We start from the raw sequence: 19,295 nt of genomic DNA on the forward strand, positions 1-19,295 counted from the left end.
CCGACCCGACACGGCGCGCCGCCCCTCCTGCCGACCAGATGCTGCCCCGTTCGGCTCCGGCAGATGCGGCCCGTTCGGCTCCGACTGTATTGCGTGCGGCGCGTGCTGACGCGGCGGACGTGGCGTCCGCGTCCCTCGCGGTGGTGACACTCCCGGGTCTCCGTTACCGTCGATGACGGATCATGTACGGAGCGCGACCGCAGGGTCTGGAGGAGGGCCGGTGCGACGAGATCGTTCGACCGCCCTCACCGGAGAGCCGGTGGAACGGGCCGGCCCGGTCGGCTCCGGCCATCCGGTTCTGAGGCCGGTCACGGCCACCGCTCGCCCCGCCCCTGCCCCAGCCGAGGCGGCCGGCCGCCACGGTCGCCCACCAGGAGCCCCCAGCCATGCCTTCCTTCGCTCGGACCCTCACCGAGATTCCCCCCTCACCCCTCACCACGGTCGAACAACTCCTGCGAAGTCACGGACACGACTCACCGGTCGCCCTCCATCAGGGCAAGACCGTGTTCCCCCCGTGCGCCGCACCCCGGACGTGGGAACGCGCCGAATTCGGGATCGCGGCGCACGAACACGCACCGCCCGCCGGCGTCCCCGCGCTGCGCCGCCGCCTCGCGGACGCGGCGACCGCACGCCGGGGCACCGCCGTCGACGTCGAACAGGTCCTTGTCACCGGCGGTGCCACCCACGCCCTCTCGGTGATCCTGCACGCGATCCTGCGGCCCGGCGACGACGTGCTGCTCCTCTCCCCGCAGTGGCTCTTCGCCGCCGGCCTGGTGCGTACCGCCGGCGGCGTGCCCCGCGAGGTCCCGGTCTTCCTGGAACTCTCCGGCGACCCGGACTTCGACGCCGTCGCCGTCGTCGAGGACGCCATCGGACCGCGCACCCGCGCCGTCTACTTCAACAGCCCGAACAACCCGACCGGACACCGGCTGAGCGAGGACGTGATCGCCGGGCTCGCCGGGCTCGCGGAACGCCACGACCTGTGGCTGATCGCGGACAACGCCTACGAGAACTACGACTTCTCGTCCGACGGGTTCGTTGATCCCGCGACCGTCGGACGGGCGGCCGCGTACACCTTCTCCCTCCACTCGTGCAGCAAGACGTACGCGATGCCCGGGGCCCGGGTCGGCCACCTGATCTCTCCGCCCGGCTGCGCCGAGGTACTGACCAAATGGTCGCTGCACAGCCTCTACGCGGTGTCCACGGCAGCGCAGTTCGCCGCGTTCGAGGCGCTGCGCACACCCCCGGAGGAACTCGCCGCCCGCCGCGCCCTCGCGGCGGACGCCTGGCGACTGACCGACGAGGCGCTGGAGATCCCGCACACCCGCGCCGACGGCGGCCTGTACACCTTCCTCGACCTGCGTGCCCTGGGCGACGGCGGGGAGTTCGTCCGCCGGTGCGCCGAGGAGGGCGTCGGCCTGGCACCCGGCCAGGTCTTCGGCGAGCACTGCGGCGGATGGGCGCGGATCTGCTACACCGCCGCGCCGCCACCGGCCGTGCTCGACGCGGTCCACCGCATCAACAAGATCACCACTGGAGGGCAACGATGAGCGCCGAAGCGATCGCACAGGCCGCCGGGGGCACACTCGCGCCCTACCTGCGGCGCTACGCGTCCCCGGCCCAGCTCGGAATCAAGATCAACGCCTACCGGGGGTTCGAGGTGGAGGGGCTGGCCCAGGCCCTGCGCACACCGGACCTCGTGGACAGCCCCGTCGAAAGCGTGATGGTCGGCGACTCCTACTTCATGACCCACCTCGGCCGCTCCACCACGGTCATGACCGGCCGGGCCGAACAGGAACATGCCCTGGACACCCTCGTCGGTCTGGTCGCCGAGGTCCGCGGACCGCTGGACAAGGAGTTCCCGCCGGCCCGCCGGCCCTTCCTGCTCGCCGACCTGCCCGACGGCGCGACGCGGGACGCCGACGCCGCGGTCGCCGCCGCCGCCCGCTTCGCCGCCGCCGGCGCGGACGCGGTCAAGGTCGAGGTGGCCGACGAGGGAGGCATGCGGTGCGTCGAGGCCGTCGCGGCCGACGGGCATCCGACCGTGGCGCACCTGGGCTACACCCCGCAGTGCACCGCGCTGGCCCGCTACGGCGACGGCGTCGACGCCGCGGCGGACCTGTTCGCGCTGGCCCGCAGAGCGCGCGACGCGGGAGCCTGCGCCCTGGTCGTCGAGATGGTGAGCGAGCCGGTCAACCAGGCGCTGAGCCGTCCGCATCCCGAGGGCCTGCCGGTCTACTCGGTGTTCAGCGGCCGGGCACGCTGGGGCGGGCAGAGCCTCAACCTCTGGGACGCCGTGGTGCGCCGCGCCGGAGCCGGCCGGTACTTCCCGCCCACGCCCTGCATCGACGTCTCGGACGTCTCCGTCGCCTACACCCCGGAACTCATCGCCGAGCGCATGCGCGAACTCATCAGGCTCACCCTCGCCGGCTGGTTCCCGCTCTCTCCGCGCACCGCGCTCGCCCACCGCGACTGCGTGCGGATCGCCGAAACCGACCCCTGGATCACGCCATGACCCTCACCGGGATCGCCCCCACCGTCTTCGACGAACTCGAATCCGCCGTCCGCACGTACTGCCGCCGCTTCCCCACCGTCTTCACCAAGGCGTCGGGCCACCACATGTGGGACGAACAGGGCCGCGTCCACGTGGACCTCCTCGCCGGCGCGGGCTCCCTCAACTACGGCCACAACCCCGCCGCGATCAAGGCCGCCGTCGTCGACTACCTCCTCGACGACGGCATCGTGCAGGGCCTGGACCTGCACACCAGCGCCAAGGCCGAGTTCCTGCGACGGTTCCGCGAGGTGGTGCTCGCGCCCCGCGGGCTGGAGTACCGGATCCAGTTCACGGGCCCCACCGGTGCCAACGCCGTGGAGGCCGCGTTCAAGACCGCCCGCCGGGTCACCGGCCGCACCGACATCGTCGCCTTCACCGGCGGCTTCCACGGCCTCTCGCTCGGTGCCCTGGCCGCCTCCGCCACCGCCTTCAAACGAGGCGCCGCGGGAGTCCCGCTCAGCCACGTCACACGGATGCCGTACGAGGGCTTCACCGGCGAGGGAGCCGACACCCTCGACCACCTCGCCCGGTTCCTCGACGACCCGGGCAGCGGCGTCGACCTGCCGGCCGCCTTCGTCGTCGAGACCGTGCAGGGCGAAGGCGGACTGGCCGCGGCGAGCCCCCGGTGGCTGCGCGGCCTCGCCGACCTCGCCGCGGCCCGCGGCATCCTGCTCATCGTCGACGACATCCAGACGGGCTGCGGGCGCACCGGCACCTTCTTCAGCTTCGAGGAAGCGGGCATCGTGCCCGACCTGGTCTGTCTCGCCAAGTCCATCAGCGGCCTCGGACTGCCCATGGCGCTCGTCCTGATCCGGCCCGAACTCGACCAGCTCGGTCCCGGCGAGCACAGCGGTACCTTCCGCGGCAACAACCTCGCCTTCGTCGCCGCCACCGCCGCCCTGGACCACTGGGCGGACCCCGCGTTCACCACCCGCCTGCGGGACAACGCCACCGTTCTCGGCGGCCTCCTCGACGAGCTGGCACGCACCCACGCCCGCACCGGGTGTGCCGTACGAGGCCGCGGGATGATCCGCGGCCTCGCCTTCACCGACGAGGGCCTGGCCGAGAAGGTGTCCCGGGCCGCGTTCGCGAGACGACTCCTCGTGGAGACCTCGGGCGCCCGCGGCCAGGTCCTGAAGATCATGCCGCCCCTGGCCATGGACGAGGACGAACTCCGCCGGGCCGTCGCGGTTCTCGACGACGCGATCGCCACCGCAGCCCGAGGAGACGGCCCGTGACCGACCCCCGCAAGGACACCCACGACCACGGACCCGGACCCGACGTCCCACGCGACGACGACGGCGACCGCGGCCACCTCGACGAGAGCGTCCTGCGCCGGCTCGCCGACTCCTGGCCCCGGCGCGCCACGATCCGCACCGACCTCGACCGGATCGCGCAGCCCGAGGAGTACGACGAGGCGCTCCCGGACTACCCGGAGCGGCTGCTGCCCTTCGCCGAGCACCCGCTGTTCCTCGCGGCCGGCCCCGAACAGCGCCGACGCGTGAACACCCTGGCCTGGCTGGTCTACAACGAACGCGTCATCGCGGCCGAGGAGTACGTGGCCAACCCCACCTTCGCGATGATCATGCACGGTGTCTTTCCGGGCGCCGACCACCCCGACCTGAGACGGTCCGTCCAGCAGGCCCATGTGGACGAGACCTGGCACACCTACATGCACATGGTCGCCATGCGGCGCACCCGCGAGGTACGGCAGGTGGCCGGTGAGCCGCACTACCCCCACACCGTCACCTACCGCAGGCTCCTCGAAGCCGAGGCGGACGTCCAGGAGAAATGGGAGCGCGACCTGCTCAAGCTGGTCTGGACGACGGTCTCCGAGATCAGCGTCAACGCCTACCTGGAACTGCTCGCACGCGACGAGACCATCCAGCCGTTGCACGCACTCGTGCCCCGACTGCACGCCAGGGACGAGTCCGCGCACTCCTCCGTCATGGTCGAGGTCGCCAAGGAGCTGTACGTCCACCTGACCGATGAGCAGCGCAGAGCCTTCGTCGACGCGCTGCCCCGGGCCCTGCACGCCTTCGTCGCCCAGGACTTCGAGGTGTGGCCGGGCATCCTCCACCACGCCGGCATCGCGCACGCCGAGGAGATCGTCGCGGACGTCCGGGCGCGGGCCGACACCGCGCTGCTGGTGCGCGACTTCTCCGGAATCCGGCGCATCGTGCGGGAGATGGAACTCGAGGACCTCGTCGACTTCGACTTCGGGGCGCGGTGACATGACGGAGACACGGGTGGGATTCGCCGGACTCGGAGCCATGGGCAGCGGCATGTGCCGTCGTCTCGCGGACCGCGGCTTCGAGGTGCGGGCCTTCGACACCGAGGCGGACGCCGTACGGAGCGCGGGACGGTACCGGGGTGTCGAGGGCGCCTTCGACGTCAAGGACCTGCTCGCGCCGGTGCTCGTCACCATGCTGCCCGACGGGGCCGCCGTACGGCAGGTGGCCGATGCCCTGCTGCCGCACCTGCCACCCGGAGCGCTGATCATCGACACCGGTTCGTCCGCCCCCGCCGACACCCTCGACCTGGGACGCGCGGCGGCCCGCTTCGGCGTCGACGTGGTGGACGCACCCGTGTCGGGCAGCCCCGCCACCGCCCGCGACGGCGGACTCACCCTGATGGCCGCGGGCGACGCCGGCGCCCTGGACCGGGCCGAACCGGTGCTCGGCGCGCTCGGCCGGGTCCACCGGGTCGGCCCGCCCGGCGCCGGCCACGCCCTCAAGGCCCTCAACAACCTGCTCGCCGCGGTGAATCTGGCCGCGGCCGCCGAAGTCATGCTCACCGGGCGGGCCTTCGGCCTGGAGCCCGCCGTCATGCTCGACGTGATCAACACCTCGACGGGACGCAACCACGCCTCGCAGACGAAACTCCCCGACCACGTCCTGCCCGGCACCTTCGACTCGGGCTTCGCGCTCGGGCTGATGCTCAAGGACATCCGGATCGCCACCGCGCTGCAGGCCGAGGCGGGCGGCCCCGCCGCCTTCGGCACCGCCTGCCGGAAACTGTGGGAGCAGGCCCGGACCGGACTCCCCGCCGAGGCCGACAACGTCGAGATCGTCCGCTGGCTGGAGGAGGTCGCCGGACGGGAGCTGCGGGCATCGGCCACCTGAGGCGCATCTCCACCGCCGCCCCACGGGGAACACCGGGCGGCCACAAGAAAGGCGACCCGCACATGGGCAAGGTCTACGAGAAACTGACACCCCCGCTGCGCACTCTCATCGAACAGGCCCCGGTCTTCTTCGTGGGCACCGCCCCGCTCGCCGGCGACGGCCGGGTCAACGTGTCGCCCAAGGGCGGCATGGACACCCTCGCCGTGCTCGACGACACCACGGTGGCCTACCTGGATCTCATCGGCTCCGGCGCCGAGACCATCGCCCACCTGAGGGAGAACGGGCGGATCACCCTGATGTTCTGCTCCTTCGGACCCCGCCCCAAGACCCTGCGGCTGTACGGCGAAGGCCGGTCCGTCTTCCCGGACTCGCCCGAGTGGGAGACGCTCAGCAGACGGTTCGGCAGCCACCCCATCCCCCGCTCCATCGTGGTCGTCGCCCTCCGGCGCATCGCGGACTCCTGCGGGTTCACCGTCCCGGAGATGACCCTGGTGCGCGAACGCGACCTCCAGGACAGATGGGGGCAGCGCAAGAGCCAGGCCGAGCTGGAGGCGTACATGCGGCAGAAGAACTCCCGGAGCATCGACGGCCTGCCCGCCCGGCCGCGGCAGAACGGAGTCCACCAGGGTGAGTTCAGGGGTGATACTCGTCCGTCAGCATCGCCGAGGCCAGCTCGACCCGGGAACGGTAACCGGTACGTTTGAAGAGCCGGCCCAGCCGGCTCTCCACGCTCTTCTCGCTGCCGCCCAGCACGGCGGCCAGCTCGCGGTTGGTCAGGCCCTCGGTCACCAAGGTGGCCAGCAGCCGCTCGTTCTCCGCGATGACGACGCCCCGGTGCGGCACGGCGACGCCGCGTTCGCGCATCAGGTTGCGAAGCTGTGCCCTGCGCAGCAGCGCGTCCAGGTCGCCGTAGAGCGCGTACGCCTCGGGCAGCAGTTCGGCGCCGGCCACGTCGTGGCGGACCGCCATGGCCATCGTGGTGGCCAGCTCCAGCGGCTGGGCGCGCCGCCGGGCGAGCCGGACCGCCTCCGCCGCCGCGGCGCGGTCCCGGTGCACCATCGCGGTGGCGAGCAGATGACACACACGGGCCCGGCCGGTGCCGATCAGCTCGGCGGTGCCGCGCGTCTCGGCCACGCACCGCTGGGCCGCGGACAGGTCGCCGCGGGCCAGTTCCAGCTCGGCCGTGCGCAGCCACAGCACGTCCGTACCGACCACCAGACCGCGTTCGGCGGCCTGGGCCAGGCCCTCGGCGAGGACCCGGCGGGCGCGTTCGACATCGCCCAGGGCCTCGTCCAGCAGGGATTCCGGCACGGCCAGCAGGTGCAGCATCACCGGTTGCACGGAACGCGCCCGTTCGATCACCGAGCGGGCCTCGGTGAGCCGGCCGCGCGCACCGAGTATCACGCTCGTCTCCCGGGACACCAGGGTGTGGCTGGGCACGTAGCCGATGGACAGGCCGGTGGCCAGGCCCATCCGGGCCAGATCGAGTGCGCGGTCCCAGCGGCCGCTCTGACTGTCGGCCACCACCTGGTCGGGCACCGTCCGGTAGGTGGAGGGCAGCTCGTAAGCCGTCAGCAGCCGGTCCGCGCGGTCCAGCTCGCCGAAGGCCATCAGCGTCCGGACCAACTGCCACAGCCGCTCGAAGCGGTACTGCGTCCCCGACGCCCACAGGGGCCACCCCGGCGGATCGGCGACGGCCCGGTCGAACGGCCCGGTCCGGCCCAGGAACGCTCCGACACACTCGCCGATCAGCAGACCCAACGCGGCGACGACATCGTTGTCCCGCTGCCAGACGTGCCGTTGGGACGCCAGGTGTTCGTCCGCCTCCCGCCACCGGTCCAGATGGCACAGCGCGACACACCGGATCAGGACCCGGTGCGGCTCCCCGCCCGGCAACGAGCGCCAGCCGCCGTCGCAGAACTCGGCGAGCGCCGCCGTGTCCAGGGTCCCGGCCAGTGCGACGACGTAGATCATCCCCGTCTCGAACAGGGCCTCGGAGCCGACCCGCCGGCCGTGCTCGGACAGTACTCTCCGGGCGCTGTCGACGGCCTCGGTGAACCGCAGGTGGACACAGCAGGTGGCGGCGTGCGCGATCAGGGCCCGAGCGCGTTGCCGCGGCTCGGTGATCAGTTCGACGGCGGCGCGCAGCCAGCGCTCCGCGGAGTATCCGTCGTCCAGCATGGCGGCGGTGCCCCGGGCGAGCAGTTCCCCGGCGGCCCGCTGGGTGTCCACGAACCGCCCCGCGACGACCAGTTGCTCGGCCAGGTACCGGTCGTCCGCACCCGCTTGGCCCGCCCAGATCGCGGTGACCGCCAGTTGGGCGAGCCGGCGCCGCTCGTAGGGGCCGAGACAGCCGGTCAGGGCGGAGGTGAGCAGCGGCAGCCGGAACCGCCAGTGGCCCTCCTCCGGTCCCTGCCGGAGCACACCCTCCGTGCACAGCTCCGACAGCGCGCCGCGGACCTCCTCCTCGCCCCGGTTCACCGCTTCGGCGATCAGCCCGGCCGCCGCGCCGCCCAGCGGGAGGAGTACCGCCGCCGCCTTGGCCACCGGCCAGACCAGACCGCCCAGCCGGCGCAGGTACTCGATCGGCGGCAGGTCGACGGGCAGCTCCGGAGGCCGGTCCGGCGACGTGAGATAGACGTGCCGGTCGAAGACGTACAGCCCTCCGGTGCGCTGGTGCCCCGCCAGGGCGGCCAGTACGGCGGCGGGCCGGCCGCGGCACTCGCGTTGCAGATAGGCGAGCAGCGCCGCCGTCGGCCGGGCCTGCAGCCGCCAGGCGATCAGCGCGCCGACCTCCCGCTCGCGCAGCGGACGCAGCGGCACCACCTCGGCGAGCGAGGCGGCCCGCAACTGCTCCAGCGCGACCCGGTCGCCCGCCGGGTCGGCCGACGAGGGGCGCACCGTGCAGACGATCGTGACCGGGCCCCCCGCCAGCGTGCGGACCAGCGACAGCAGCACGGCCCGGGAACCGGGGTCGGTCCAGTGCGCGTCGTCGATGAGCACCGTCAGCTTGTCGCCCGCGGTGAGGGCCGACCGGAGTTCGGCGGCGAGCTGCCGGCCGGCCTCCGCGAGCGGCGCCGCGGCCTTCGCCGTACGCCTGGCCTCGCCGCCCCGGTGCAGGACGGCGAGTTCGGCGGAGAGCCGGGAGACCAGGGAGTAGGGGCGGTCCCGCTCGTTGCGCGCCACCCGCAGCGACAGCGGAGTGAAGCCCCGCGCGGCCAGCTCGTCGCGGACGGCGCTCAGCAACGAGCTGCGCCCCATGCCGATCGGACCGGTGACCAGGACGAGCGGTGCCGAGTCCGACGAGACGGCCAGGTCGACGACGTGCGCCACGACGGCGTCACGGCCGAACGGCGCCTGCGCCGACCGGTCCGCGCCGGGCGCCTCGCGCCAATTGTCGATCACGCTTCCAGTATGCCCATCGCGTCCGGCTCACAGGCCGTTGACAAGTATATGATTGGCGGCCGGTGCTGAATTGGGTGAACAAAGCCTGTAGCGACGCAAGTTGAACGCGGTGACCGGGTACGGCGGTCCCGTCGGCCGCGGCCGCGCGAGGCGTCACAAGGGGAGGCGGGCCGTGGCCCGAGCGCGTGCCGCAGTGCGGGGCAGGGATCGTGAACTGACGGCACTGCGCACAGCGCTGGCGCCCGACGGCGGACGCCTGATCGTCCTCAGGGGACCGGCCGGTATCGGCCGGACCACGCTGCTGGACGCGGTGGGCAGGCTGCTGGCCGCGGACGGGGTGCGGGTGCTGCCGCTGCGGCTGGGCGCCGGTCCGGAGCGCGACGGCGACACGTTCGCCGTCGCCGCGCTGGTGCGCACCGTGCGCGAGCGGTTCGAGCAGTTGCAGGAGACCGGGCTGACCGAGGCGCTCAGCACGGTGGCGCAACTGCGGGAGACGGGCGCCCCGGACCGCGGCGGATGGACACCGTCCCTGGTCGCCGCGCTGGGCGGCCTGTTCGACACCATCGGCCGGCGGGAACGCGTCGCGGTCCTCGCCGACGACGTGCACGCGGTGGCCGAGCCCGCCCCGCTGCTGAGCGCGGCCCGCCGCTCCGGCTGCCTGGTCGTGGCCACCTGCGAGGAGGGCGCCGAGCGCGACGCGGGACTCGCCGAGCTGCTGACCGACGCCGACCGGATGATGACGATCGGTCCGCTGGCCGACGACATCGCGGAGTCCCTGGTCCGCCGCGCGGTGGGAGCACGCCTGGACGAGGCGGTGCCGACCGCTCTGCGCAAGGCGCTGGGACCGCTGCTCGGCAACCCGGGCACCGTCCTGGGCACCCTGGACGAGTTGCGCAGAGGCGGCCGGCTCATCGCGGTCCGCGGCAGGCTCTGCCTGCGCGCCCCGGACGAGCCGGTGGCGCTGCCCGCCGACCACCCCCTGCTGCGCCGCGCGGCCGCCCTCGGCGATCCCGCGGTGCGGCTCCTGGGGGCGGTCGCGGTCCTGAACGGCCTCGACGTGGACGACCTGCCACTGCTCGCCGAGATGTTCGGGGCCGACCCCGCCGACTGCGGCCGGCTGCTCGACCTGCTGATCGAGTCCGGGGTGCTGACGGCCGCCCCGACCGGCCGGATCTCCTGCCGGTGCCCCGCCCTGGCGGCCACCGCGGCCGGCCGCTTCGGCCACCGCCACGGCACCGCGCTGCACGCGTCGATCGCCGAACGGCTGCTGACCCGGCAACGCCGGAACGGCGGGGCCGACCCCGTGGCGCTCGCCGACCACATCGCGCGCGGCGGAGCGGCCGTGACGCTCGACGACGACACGGTCGGCCGGCTGCTCGCGCTGAGCGCCGCCGCCGAACAGGAGGAGCCGGAGCGCGCCGCCCTGTGGTACTCGGCCGCACTGCGCCGCCTGCCGCCGAGGGGACCCGAACACGCCCGCACGCTGTGCAGACTGCTCCTCCTGGTCGTCCGGACAGGCCGCTACGAGCTGCTGCGCGAGGCGCTGACCCGGTACGCGGAGCACGGCTGTGCGGAGAGTTCCCTCCCGGAGATCCGGCTCGCCGCCGTCCTCCTCGCCCTGCACACCGGCGAGCTGCCCGCCGAACGTGCCGTCCGGTCGCTGCTGGACGCGCCCTTCCCGGGCCGCGGGCCCCTCGCCTTCTCGGAGTGGTGGTTCGGCCGGCGCCTGTCTCCCGGCGCGTGCCGGCCGGTGCGCCCGGCCGCGGTGCGGGCCGGGGCCGAGGCCGGGCGCACCGACCTGCTCAGCGCCGCGCTCTGCGGTGACGTCGACGCCTGCGAGCGGGCCTGGCGAGGCACGGGCGGCACCGCGCCCTCCCCGGAACTGGACCGGTTGCACCAGGCCGCCTCGGTCGCCGACATGGCCGACGTGGCCCGGCTGGTGATCGGCGCCGACTACCGGGTGCCGGAGGCCGGTGTGCTCGGCGCCTACCACCGGGTGGTGCGGGGCTACGCCGGCGCCACCTGGACCCAGGCCATGTCCGCGGTCCGGGAACTGGAACTCTCCGGTGCCGAGGACACCCTGGCGCACCACGCGGCCCGCCTGTTCGCCGCGGACATGTGCGCCGCCCGCGGCGAGTTCGGGCAGGCCGCCCAGTGGCTGGCCGCCGCGACGCCGGCCCGCCGGCTCGCCGTGATGCGGACCTGGGTGCGCGTCGGCCTGGCCGCCCGGGCGGGGGACGACGCCGAGGCGGTGCGGGTGGCGCTGCTGGCCGGACCGCGGCTGCGCCGGGCCGGGCTGCACGCGGGTCTTAGCTCCCTGCTGGCCCGGGCGGTGCGGATCGCGGTGCTGAGCGACGACCACGAGGGCGCCGCGGAACTGCTGGCGGAGATCGAACTGCTGCCCCGGGAGGACCGCGCGGACGTACGGGAGAGCCTGCTGCTGGCGCGCGGCCTGGTACGCCGGGACCTGCGGTACGCCCGGTCGGCCACCGACCTGACGCGCGAGCGGGGAGATCTGCCCGTACTGCTGGAGTCCTGCCTGGCCGTCGCCCGGTTCGCGGAGGACCCGCGGCCCTGGCTGCGCGAGGCCCACACCCTGGCCACGCGGTGCGGTGCGTCGGCGCTCCTCGAACGCGTCCGGGTGGTGACCCGGGAACGCGGCGTCCCCGCCCCGCGCGCCCGCGGCCGGCGGGACGCCCTGGCCGTCACCGAGCAGCGGATCATCGAGCTGATCGGCGAGGGCCTGACCAACCGGCAGATCGCGCTGCGCCTGCAGCTCAGCGAGAAGACCGTGGAAAACTACCTGACCCGCTTGTTCGCCCGCACCGGCTACCGTTCACGGGTCGCGCTGGCCGCGGCCAGCCTGAGCGGCCGGCTCCCGCGCACCACGGTCTGAGCGCCGCCGCGGCCGGGCCGCACCCGGGCCGAAGATGCCAATGTGCGGTCCCACTCGGGCCCATACGGATCAGCGGTGACGACAGCCAGGTACGGGGTGCCTAACGTCTTGAGCATGACCGACATCGATGTGCCTCAGGTCGCCGATCGCGAACTGGCAGCGATTGTGGGGGCCGAGGTCGAGGGCAGGTGGCCGGACGACGTCTCGGGCCTCGACGAAATTGTCCGCTACGGACTGGTCCCCTTCGGGAAGATGATGGGTCCCTGGCTGGTGACCCACTCCAGTCTCGCGGTGGGAGGTGACATAGCGACTGTCCTGCCCGCCGCGGTGGCCGTGGAGTGTGTGCAGGTCGGAGCGATGATGCACGACGACATCATCGACGACGACGGGGAGCGGCGCAGCAAGCCCGCCGCCCACACCGTGTACGGGCAGCCGACGGCGATCGTCGGCGGGGACGGGCTGTTCTTCCACGGCTTCGCCGCCCTCGCCGAGTGCCAGGAGGCCGGCGCGTCCGCGGAACGCGTGGCGCAAGCGCTGGTGGTGCTCTCCAGAGCGGGCCTGCGCATCGGGGACGCGGCCATCCGGGAGATCCGGATGAGCCGTGAGGTGTGCTCCGTGGACGACTACCTCGGCATGATCGCGGACAAGAGCGGCGCCCTCCTGTGGATGGCCTGCGGCGTCGGTGCCACGCTCGGCGGCGCGGACGCCGAGGTCCTGCGGGCGCTCAGCCACTACAGCGACCGGCTCGGCATCGCCTACCAGATCCGGGACGACCTCATGGCCTACGACGGCACCCGGGCGGGCAAGCCGAACGTCTCCGACGTCCGCAACGGCCGCCCCACCCTGCCCGTGCTGCTCGCCCACGAGCGGGCCCCCGTGGCGCAGCGCCGGCGCATCGAGCGACTGCTCGCCGACACGGCCGTACCGGTCGCGGAGCGCTACGAGGCCATGGCGCGACTGGTCCACGACCACGACGGCGTGGCGGCGGCGCGCGAGGTGTCGCACCGTTACGTGGAGACGGCCGCGGCGGCGCTGGAGATCCTCCCGCCCAGTGTCCACAGGGACGCCCTGGCCGATCTCACCGTGCCGGGGCGCCTGGTATAGCGCGGACCGAATCCGAGGAGCTGGGCCCATGGCCTCCCCGAACTATGCGACATATCTGCACCTCGACCAACTGCTCACCCTGCAGCGCCCGCTGACACCGGTCGAACAGCAGGACCTCAGCGACAGCGAACGGCTCTTCATCGTCGTGCACCAGGCGTCCGAGACCCTGCTCAGCCAGGTTCTGGTCGACCTGCGGCACATCGACGCCGGCCGGTGCGAGCGGCACTGCCACGCCCAGCGCGTGGCACGGGCGACGCGGCTGGTGGGCTCCCTGGAAGGACAGTTGACGCTGCTGCGCCACACGCTGCGGCGGGAGGAGTTCATGCTCTTCCGGGACCGGTTCGGCACGGCCAGCGGATTGCAGTCCGAGCAGTTCCACGAACTGTTCGCCCTGGTCCGCAAGCTGACGCGGCGCGACGGTGCGGACGGCGCCTCGGGCGACCCCCGGGGGCTGACCGGACTGGACGAGGCCGTACGGCGCTGGCGCCGCACCCACCTGGAACTGGTCAGCCACATGCTCGGTGACCAGCCGGGTTCGGCCGAGACCTCCGGGGCGCGCTTTCTGGCCGCCCGGCTGGACGGCACCGGCGCGGACGGACCGGCGGACACCGGCCGGGCGCCCGAGGACAGCACCGGCAGCCGGCCGCCGCCCGCACCGGCCGGATCGCCCGCACCGGCCGGCCAGCCCACACCGGCTGGCCAGCCCACACCGGCCGGCCAGCCCGCACCGGCCGGCCGGTCCGGACGGTCCGGACTGGGGCATGTGGTCGTGCTCGGCGGCAGCGTCGCGGGACTGCTGACCGCACACGTCCTGGCCGGCCACGCGGAACGGGTGACGGTACTCGAACGCGACCGGTACGAGGACGCCCCGGGGCCCCGCGCCGGGGTGCCGCAGTCACGCCACACCCACGTCCTGCTCACCAGCGGCATGAACGCCCTGGAAGAACTGCTGCCCGGTCTGCTGCCCGCGCTGGCGGACTCGGGGGCGCCGCGGCTGGCGGTGCCCGGGGACCTCGGCGTGTGGCAGGCGGGGCAGTGGATCTCCCGCCGCAACCCGTCCAGGCCCATCCTGACCCCGTCCCGCCCGCTGCTGGAACACCACATCCGCCGACGGGTCCTGGACGGCTCCCGCGTCCACGTCCGCACAGGTGTCGAGGTGACCGGCCTGCTCGGCCGGCCCGGACACATCACCGGCGTCGCGGTCCGGGACCGGGGCGGCGACCACGGCACCCGGCGGGAGATCGAGGCCGACCTCGTGGTGGACGCCACCGGCCGCGCCAGCCGCACCCCAGACTGGCTGGCCGCGCTCGGCGCCCCGGCACCCGCCGAGGAACTCGTGGAGACCGGCCGGGCGTACGCCACCTGCGTCTTCGAGGCCGACGACCCGCCCGAGGACCTCAGCGGCTTCTACATCGTGCCGGACGCCGGCCAGTTGCTCGGCGCGATCATCCTGCCCGCCGAGGACGACCGCTGGATGGTCACCCTGTCCGGGCCGCGCGACCAGGCGCCGCCGGGCGGCACCGAGGACTTCGTCGACTTCGCCGGCCGGCTGCCGCACTCCGCCCCGCACAAGTGGCTCAGCTCGGCGCGTCCGGTCGGCCGGCCGGTGGGGTACCGGCACACCTCCAACCGGCGCCGCCGCTACGACCGTCTGGGACCGGGCCACACCGGGCTGCTCGTCGTCGGGGACGCGCTGTGCGCGCTCAATCCCGTCTACGGCCAGGGCCTGTCCGTGGCCGCCATGAACGCGGTCGCGCTCGGAAGGACACTGGCCGGGGACCGCGCCTCCTCGGCCCACGCCCTGCAACGGGCGGTACTGCGCTCCGCCCGCTCGGCGTGGGAGGTCGCGACCGGCGCCGACAGCCCGATGCCGGGCGTCACGGGCAACGCGGTACGGTCCGGGCCGGTCGCCCACCTGCTCAACCGGTACCTCGACCGGGTGCGCGCCCACGTGCCCCACGACCCGGTCGTGTGCGGCGCCAACCGCGACGTCCTCTTCCTGCTGGCTCCGCCCCGCACGCTCGTCACCTCCTCCGAGGTGCTGCGCCGGGCCCTGCGGCGCCCGCCGGGACCGACCTCAGCCGACCTACCCACTCCGTGACCCTCACGAGCCGACAGCGAAGGTGCACCATGCGACAGGCCAGCGTGCTCCCGGACCGCCCCGGACGGGGCCGGTCGCGAACCGGGCCCCGGTTCCCCCTCCGCCGTGCGGACAGCCGGTGGTCCTCATGACGACGGTGCCGATCCGAAGCCTGACCGCCGTTCTCGACACCGGCCGCACCTTGCTCGAACCCGCCCTGCGCGACGCCGTCGACCTGCACCTCGGTCCGGAGATGAGCGGTATCGCCCGCTACCACTTCGGCTGGGCGGACGCCGAGGGCCGCCCCACCGGCACCTGGGGCGGCAAGATGGTCCGGCCCACCCTGGCGCTGCTGTCGGCCCGGGCGGCCGGCGCCGAGGCCGCGGCCGGCCTGCCCGCCGCGGTGGCCGTGGAACTGGTGCACAACTTCTCGCTGCTGCACGACGACATCATGGACGGCGACGAGACCCGGCGGGGCCGGGCGACCGCTTGGACCGTCTTCGGCGTACCGAGCGCCATCCTGGCCGGCGACGCCCTGGTCACCGCGGCGACGTCGGTACTGATGAGCGCGGAGTGCGCGGGCGCCCGTTCCGCCACCCTGGCGCTGATGACCGCGACCCAGCGGATGATCGACGGCCAGGCCGCCGACGCCGAGTTCGAACGACGCGAGGACGTGACCCTCGCCGAGTGCGTGCGGATGGCCGGTGACAAGACCGGCGCCCTGCTCGGCAGCGCCTGCGCGCTCGGCGCCGACCTGCTCGGCGCCGAACGGCACCTGGTCGAGCGGCTCGGTGCCTTCGGCGAACACGTCGGGCTCGCCTTCCAGCTCGTCGACGACCTGCTGGGCATCTGGGGCGACCCGGACCAGACCGGCAAACAGGTGGGGGCCGACCTGCGGGTCCGTAAGAAGTCCCTGCCCGTGGTGGCGGCGCTCGACGCACCCGGGACGGACGAGCTGCACGCCCTGTACCTGCGCCCGGAGCCGTTGACCGAAGCCGACGTCCGACGCGTCACCGAACTGGTGGAACGGGCGGGCGGACGGGACTGGGCGCGCGGCGAGGCGGACCGTCAGATCATCGCGGCGAAGGAGTGCCTGTCCGCCGTCGACATCCCGGACGACGTGCGCGGCGAGTTCCAGGAGGTCGCCGGCTTCGTCGTGGGCAGGCGGTTGTAGATGCGGGAGCCACGCGCCGGCCTGTCGGACGCCGCCCGTGCGGGGGTGCGGCCGCTCACCCCCGCCGCCGAACGCCGGGCCGTCGCGGTGGTCGCCCTGGCCGCGGGGGTCGCCGCGATGGCACAGACCATGGTGGTGCCGCTGCTGGGGGAGCTGCCCGAACTGCTGCACACCGGTGCGGCGGGCACCTCGTGGGTCGTCACGGCGACGCTGCTGGGCGGCGCCGTGACCAGTCCCGTCGTCGGCCGGCTGGGCGATCTCTACGGCAAGCGGCGGCTGATGCTGAGCGTGCTCGGCGCTCTCACGCTGGGCTCGCTGCTGTGCGCGGTGGCCGACTCCCTGGCCCCGATGGTCGTCGGGCGCGCCCTCCAGGGCGTCGGTACGGGGCTCGTACCACTCGGTATCAGCCTGCTGCGCGACGTGCTGTCCGAGCGGCGGCTCGGCTCGGCGATCGCCCTCACCTCCTCCGTCCTCGGGGCCGGCGCCGCGGCGGGGCTGCCGCTGGCCGCGGTGGTGGCCCAGGCGGCCGACTGGCACCTGCTCTTCTGGGCGACCGGCGCGCTGACGGCGCTGATCGGTGTGCTGGTGGTCCGGCTGGTCCCGGCGCCTCCGGCCCGGGCCACCGGGCGCTTCGACGGCGTCGGCACGGCCGGCCTGACCACCGGCCTCACCGCGCTGCTGGTGGCGATCTCCTACGGAGGCGAGTGGGGCTGGCTCAGCGCTCCCACCGTGGGCCTGGCGGCGGCCTCCGTGGTGGTACTGGTGCTGTGGGGCGGCTGGGAACGCCGGGTGACCGCTCCGCTGATCGACCTCCGCACCACGGCGCGGCGGCCGGTGCTGCTGGTGAACATCACCTCCGTCGTGGTCGGCTTCGCCCTGTACGCCCAGCTCCTGATGGTTCCCCAGTTGCTGCAGTTGCCCACCCGCACGGGCTACGGACTGGGCCGCTCCATGGTCCAGGCCGGTCTGCTGATGCTGCCGGCCGGACTGGCGATGATGGGCGCCTCCGCGGTGGGTGCCCGGCTGTCCGCGGCGCGCGGCCCGAAGTTCTCGCTGCTGCTGGGCACCGTGCTGATCGGCCTGGGGTACGCGGCCTGCCTGACCCGGATGGACTCGGTGCCGATGCTGGTGATCGGCACCGTGGTGACCCAGGGCGGCGTCGGCTTCGCCTACGGCGCGATCCCGGCGCTGATCATGGCGGCCGTCCCGCCCGCCGAGACCGGGGTCGCCAACGGGTTCAACACACTCATGCGGTCCCTCGGCACCGCACTGTCCGGCGCCGTGGTCGGGGCGGTGTTCGCCGGGCTGAGCCGGTCGCCCGGCACGACGTCCGTCCCGTCGCACGACGCGTTCGTGCTCGTCGCGGTGGTCGGCATGGCCGGCGCGGCGTTCGCCCTGGCGACCGGCGCCGCGATCCCCGGCCGGCCGGGCACGGCGCCGCGTTCCCATCCCTGAATGTCCACCTCCCCACCACCAGAAAGGCCGTCTCCGTGACCGAGCCCCTCACCATCCCCATCGGCCAGCGGGCCGCCCGGTGCCCGTTCGCCCCCGTCGCCGAGCTGTACGACGCCCAGAAGGACGACGAGCTGAGCCGCGTCAAGGTGCCCAGCCCGATGCTGGGCGAGTTCGACGCGGTGGTCGTCACCCGGTACGAGGACGTCAAGAACGTGCTCGCGGACGACCGGCTGCGCATGGGCGGCTCCATGCCGTACCAGCCGGGCAACCTGCTGAGCTACGACGGCCCCGAACACACCCGGCTGCGGCGCATGCTGACCGCGTCGTTCACCACCAAGCGGGCGCGCGAACTGCGGCCGAGCATCGAGACCGTGGTCGGTTCCGCGCTGGACGCGCTGGAGGAGGCCGGTCCGGGCGCGGACCTGGTGCAGGTTTTCAGCACCCCGATCCCGACGCTCGTCATCTGCGAACTGCTGGGGGTGCCCTACAGCGACCGCGAGGGGTTCCAGCGCCGTACCGCTCTCGCACTGGACTTCGGCCAGAGCCGTGAGGTCCAGATGGAGAAGGCAGCCGAGATGATGGCCTACATGGCCGGACTCGTGGCGCAGCACCGGGAGAACCCGGGCGACAACGTACTGGGCCGCGTGGTGCGCGACTTCGGCGACCAGTTGAGTGACGAGGAACTGGCCGGTATCGGCAACATGCTGCTCATCGCCGGGCACGAGACGATCGCCAACACCCTGTCGGCGAGCGTCGCGCTGCTGCTCCAGCACCCCGAGCAGCTCGCGGCGGTGCGCGACGACCCCTCCGTGACCGACAGCGCCGTCGAGGAGCTGCTGCGGTACACCGCCCCGGCCACCATCCTGCCGCGGCAGGCGGCCGGGACCATCTGCGTGCGCGACCAGGAGATCAAGGAGGGCGAGCACGTCGTGGCGTCCGTGCTGGCCGCCAACCGGGACCCCGGCGCGACCGACGGGACCGCCGGGGACGCCGGGGACTTCAAGGACCTCGACAGCCTGGACGTGCGCCGGCCCCCGCAGCGCCACCTCACCTTCGGCTTCGGCCCGCACCAGTGCCTGGGCCAGCAACTGGCGCGCATGGAGCTGAGGGTCGCCGTGCCCGCCCTGCTCACCCGGTTCCCCACGCTGCGCTCGGCGGTCCCGCACGACGAGCTGGAGTACCGCACCAACGCGCTGGTCTTCGGTGTGAACGCGCTGCCGGTCACCTGGTGAGCCGCGGCGGGAGGGAGACGACCATGAAGGTCGAGGTCGACGACAGCAGATGCCGGGCCGTCGGGAACTGCGCGCTGTACGCGCCGGCCGTCTTCGACCAGAACGACGTCGACGGCCGTGTGACGCTGCTCGACGCGATGCCGCCGGCACACGAGCACGCGCAGGTGCGGGAGGCGGCCTCGCGGTGCCCGGCCGCGGTCATCGTCCTGCACGAGAACACGTCGGCCCACGACGAGTGACCCACTCGGCCAGTAATTCGTCCGCAGTTCG

The 19,295-nt window shown here is 73.7% G+C and carries 14 protein-coding genes; 13 read left to right on the forward strand and 1 reads right to left on the reverse strand.

The features are described 5' to 3' along the window. Positions 1–386 precede the first annotated feature (386 nt). The 6 genes from ABEB00_RS08230 to ABEB00_RS08255 all read left to right on the forward strand — a co-directional run bounded on the left by ABEB00_RS08230 (position 387) and on the right by ABEB00_RS08255 (position 6,383). Entirely contained in the window at positions 387–1,550 is a 1,164-nt protein-coding gene (locus ABEB00_RS08230) for a pyridoxal phosphate-dependent aminotransferase (protein WP_345618368.1), read from the forward strand. After that, positions 1,547–2,515 (forward strand): 3-methyl-2-oxobutanoate hydroxymethyltransferase, encoded by a 969-nt coding sequence (locus tag ABEB00_RS08235; protein ID WP_345618369.1) that lies wholly within the window; start codon positions 1,547–1,549, stop codon positions 2,513–2,515. The genes ABEB00_RS08230 and ABEB00_RS08235 overlap by 4 nt, the downstream gene beginning before the upstream one ends. Then, the gene (gene ectB / locus ABEB00_RS08240; RefSeq protein WP_345618370.1) at positions 2,512–3,792 is read left to right on the forward strand and encodes a diaminobutyrate--2-oxoglutarate transaminase; all 1,281 of its coding nucleotides are present in this window, start codon (positions 2,512–2,514) and stop codon (positions 3,790–3,792) included. Before ABEB00_RS08235 ends, ectB begins: the two co-directional genes overlap by 4 nt. Beyond that, the gene (locus ABEB00_RS08245; RefSeq protein ID WP_345618371.1) at positions 3,789–4,787 is read left to right on the forward strand and encodes a diiron oxygenase; all 999 of its coding nucleotides are present in this window, start codon (positions 3,789–3,791) and stop codon (positions 4,785–4,787) included. Before ectB ends, ABEB00_RS08245 begins: the two co-directional genes overlap by 4 nt. Before the next feature lies 1 nt (position 4,788). Beyond that, complete coding sequence (locus tag ABEB00_RS08250; protein ID WP_345618372.1) at positions 4,789–5,679, forward strand: NAD(P)-dependent oxidoreductase; 891 nt, start codon at positions 4,789–4,791, stop codon at positions 5,677–5,679. A 62-nt stretch (positions 5,680–5,741) separates the two neighbouring features. After that, complete coding sequence (locus tag ABEB00_RS08255) at positions 5,742–6,383, forward strand: pyridoxamine 5'-phosphate oxidase family protein (protein WP_345618373.1); 642 nt, start codon at positions 5,742–5,744, stop codon at positions 6,381–6,383. Here ABEB00_RS08255 and ABEB00_RS08260 read toward each other — a convergent pair. After that, a complete protein-coding gene (locus ABEB00_RS08260) occupies positions 6,313–9,084 on the reverse strand; it encodes an AAA family ATPase (RefSeq protein ID WP_345618374.1) in 2,772 nt (923 codons plus the stop codon). The genes ABEB00_RS08255 and ABEB00_RS08260 overlap by 71 nt on opposite strands. 172 nt (positions 9,085–9,256) lie before the next feature. Between ABEB00_RS08260 and ABEB00_RS08265 the strand changes: the two genes are divergently transcribed. The 7 genes from ABEB00_RS08265 (at position 9,257) to ABEB00_RS08295 (ending at position 19,264) form a co-directional block, all read left to right on the forward strand. After that, a complete protein-coding gene (locus tag ABEB00_RS08265; RefSeq protein WP_345618376.1) occupies positions 9,257–11,980 on the forward strand; it encodes a LuxR C-terminal-related transcriptional regulator in 2,724 nt (907 codons plus the stop codon). Positions 11,981–12,094: 114 nt separating this feature from the next. After that, on the forward strand, positions 12,095–13,084 hold the full coding sequence (locus ABEB00_RS08270; protein ID WP_345618377.1) for a polyprenyl synthetase family protein: 990 nt from the start codon (positions 12,095–12,097) through the stop codon (positions 13,082–13,084). Between the two features lie 28 nt (positions 13,085–13,112). Then, positions 13,113–15,185, forward strand: a complete 2,073-nt coding sequence (locus tag ABEB00_RS08275; RefSeq protein ID WP_345618378.1) for a tryptophan 2,3-dioxygenase family protein — start codon at positions 13,113–13,115, stop codon at positions 15,183–15,185. A 127-nt stretch (positions 15,186–15,312) separates the two neighbouring features. Then, entirely contained in the window at positions 15,313–16,338 is a 1,026-nt protein-coding gene (locus ABEB00_RS08280; protein WP_345618379.1) for a polyprenyl synthetase family protein, read from the forward strand. Beyond that, positions 16,339–17,793 carry an MFS transporter gene (locus tag ABEB00_RS08285; protein ID WP_345618380.1) on the forward strand — a complete coding sequence of 485 codons (1,455 nt, stop codon included), beginning with the start codon at positions 16,339–16,341 and terminating at the stop codon, positions 17,791–17,793. It abuts the gene before it with no gap. Between the two features lie 35 nt (positions 17,794–17,828). After that, a complete protein-coding gene (locus ABEB00_RS08290; RefSeq protein ID WP_345618381.1) occupies positions 17,829–19,025 on the forward strand; it encodes a cytochrome P450 in 1,197 nt (398 codons plus the stop codon). 23 nt (positions 19,026–19,048) lie between these two features. After that, entirely contained in the window at positions 19,049–19,264 is a 216-nt protein-coding gene (locus ABEB00_RS08295) for a ferredoxin (RefSeq protein WP_345618382.1), read from the forward strand. Positions 19,265–19,295 lie beyond the last annotated feature (31 nt).

This window comes from Streptomyces ziwulingensis (assembly GCF_039542605.1).
Classification (GTDB): domain Bacteria; phylum Actinomycetota; class Actinomycetes; order Streptomycetales; family Streptomycetaceae; genus Streptomyces; species Streptomyces ziwulingensis.